Origin of the sequence: Achromobacter sp. ACM04, from assembly GCF_014851465.1 — a bacterium.
Lineage (GTDB): Bacteria > Pseudomonadota > Gammaproteobacteria > Burkholderiales > Burkholderiaceae_B > Achromobacter > Achromobacter aegrifaciens.
Genome location: NZ_JACUZS010000009.1, coordinates 1 through 3,039, shown reverse-complemented (window position 1 = coordinate 3,039; position 3,039 = coordinate 1). Strand labels below are relative to the sequence as shown.

Here is a 3,039-nt window from a genome sequence, read left to right as displayed (position 1 = left end):
ATCACCAGGTCATAACCATCAGTGTTATAGGATCAAGCCTCACGGGCAATTAGTATCGGTTAGCTTAACGCATTACTGCGCTTCCACACCCGACCTATCAACGTCCTGGTCTCGAACGACCCTTCAGGGGGATCAAGTCCCCGGGATACCTTATCTTCAGACGAGTTTCCCGCTTAGATGCCTTCAGCGGTTATCTCTTCCGTACTTAGCTACCCGGCAATGCCATTGGCATGACAACCGGTACACCAGAGGTACGTCCACTCCGGTCCTCTCGTACTAGGAGCAGGCTCCGTCAAGTATCCAACGCCCACGGCAGATAGGGACCAAACTGTCTCACGACGTTTTAAACCCAGCTCACGTACCTCTTTAAATGGCGAACAGCCATACCCTTGGGACCGGCTACAGCCCCAGGATGAGATGAGCCGACATCGAGGTGCCAAACACCGCCGTCGATATGAACTCTTGGGCGGTATCAGCCTGTTATCCCCAGAGTACCTTTTATCCGTTGAGCGATGGCCCTTCCATTCAGAACCACCGGATCACTATGTCCTGCTTTCGCACCTGTTCGACTTGTCAGTCTCACAGTCAAGCACGCTTATGCCATTGCACTATCAGCACGATTTCCGACCGTACCTAGCGTACCTTCGAACTCCTCCGTTACACTTTGGGAGGAGACCGCCCCAGTCAAACTGCCCACCATGCACTGTCCCCGATCCGGATAACGGACCAAGGTTAGAACCGCAAACAAACCAGGGTGGTATTTCAAGGATGGCTCCACGTAATCTAGCGACTACGCTTCAAAGCCTCCCACCTATCCTACACAGGCCGGTTCACAGATCAATGCAAAGCTACAGTAAAGGTTCATGGGGTCTTTCCGTCTAGCCGCGGGTAGATTGCATCATCACAAACACTTCAACTTCGCTGAGTCTCAGGAGGAGACAGTGTGGCCATCGTTACGCCATTCGTGCAGGTCGGAACTTACCCGACAAGGAATTTCGCTACCTTAGGACCGTTATAGTTACGGCCGCCGTTTACCGGGGCTTCGATCAAGAGCTTGCACCCCATCACTTAACCTTCCGGCACCGGGCAGGCGTCACACCCTATACGTCGACTTTCGTCTTTGCAGAGTGCTGTGTTTTTAATAAACAGTCGCAGCCACCGATTCTCTGCGACCCCATCATGCTAAGCGCGCAGGCGCTTCACACTACCGGGGTATACCTTCTCCCGAAGTTACGGTATCAATTTGCCGAGTTCCTTCTCCTGAGTTCTCTCAAGCGCCTTGGAATATTCATCCCGTCCACCTGTGTCGGTTTGCGGTACGGTCTCGTACAGCTGAAGCTTAGAGGCTTTTCTTGGAACCACTTCCAATCACTTCGCAAGCAATGCTCGCTCGTGCCACACCCTTGATTTACGCGCCCGGATTTGCCTAAGCGCCATCTTCGATGCAGCAACAGGGACATCCAACACCCTGATGATCTTCCGCGATCCGTCCCCCCATCGCACTGTACGACGGTGCTGGAATATTAACCAGCTTCCCATCAGCTACGCATCTCTGCCTCGCCTTAGGGGCCGACTCACCCTGCGCCGATGAACGTTGCGCAGGAAACCTTGGACTTACGGCGAGGGGGCTTTTCACCCCCTTTATCGCTACTCATGTCAGCATTCGCACTTCTGATACCTCCAGCAGCCTTTACAAGCCACCTTCGCAGGCTTACAGAACGCTCTCCTACCGCGTGCACTAAAAGTGCACACCCGCAGCTTCGGTTTATCGCTTAGCCCCGTTACATCTTCCGCGCAGGACGACTCGATCAGTGAGCTATTACGCTTTCTTTAAAGGATGGCTGCTTCTAAGCCAACCTCCTGACTGTCTATGCCTTCCCACTTCGTTTCCCACTTAGCGATAATTTGGGACCTTAGCTGGCGGTCTGGGTTGTTTCCCTCTTGAGTCCGGACGTTAGCACCCGGTGCTCTGTCTCCCAAGCTGTACTTGCGGGTATTCGGAGTTTGCCATAGTTTGGTAAGTCGCCATGACCCCCTAGCTATAACAGTGCTCTACCCCCCGCAGTAATACTTGAGGCACTACCTAAATAGTTTTCGGAGAGAACCAGCTATTTCCAGATTTGTTTAGCCTTTCACCCCTATCCACAGCTCATCCCCTAATTTTTCAACATTAGTGGGTTCGGTCCTCCAGCACGTGTTACCGTGCCTTCAACCTGGCCATGGATAGATCATCTGGTTTCGGGTCTACACCCAGCGACTGAATCGCCCTATTCGGACTCGCTTTCGCTACGGCTTCCCTATTCGGTTAACCTTGCCACTGAATGTAAGTCGCTGACCCATTATACAAAAGGTACGCAGTCACCCCACAAGGAGGCTCCTACTGTTTGTATGCATACGGTTTCAGGATCTATTTCACTCCCCTTCCGGGGTTCTTTTCGCCTTTCCCTCACGGTACTGGTTCACTATCGGTCGATCACGAGTATTTAGCCTTGGAGGATGGTCCCCCCATCTTCAAACAGGATTTCACGTGTCCCGCCCTACTTTTCTTACGCTTAGTTCCACACACAAGATTTCGCCTACAGGGCTATCACCTGCTACGGCCGGACTTTCCATTCCGTTCGACTATCTTGCGTGCTAAAACGTAAAGGCTCTTCCGATTTCGCTCGCCACTACTTTCGGAATCTCGGTTGATTTCTTTTCCTCGAGCTACTGAGATGTTTCAGTTCACCCGGTTCGCTTCCACTGGCCTATGTATTCAGCCAGGGATACTGCTTGCGCAGTGGGTTTCCCCATTCGGACATCTACGGATCAAAGCTTGTTTGCCAGCTCCCCGTAGCTTTTCGCAGGCTACTACGTCCTTCATCGCCTGTGATCGCCAAGGCATCCACCATATGCACTTAGTCGCTTGATCCTATAACGCTGTAGGCTATAGGACCTGAGTATTAGCGTTTGTGCCGTTCATAAGTTTCAAAGCAGTCTGAGGTTATTCACCCCAGTCTTGAGAACTTGGAACAAAATTAATGCAATCACAACCCGTAC

General features: G+C 52.1%; 1 rRNA gene. It reads right to left on the bottom strand.

Annotation, left to right across the window (positions count from 1 at the left end):
* Nucleotides 1-28: 28 nt before the first annotated feature.
* A 23S ribosomal RNA gene (locus tag IB259_RS30815) occupies nucleotides 29-2,911 on the bottom strand.
* Nucleotides 2,912-3,039: the final 128 nt, after the last annotated feature.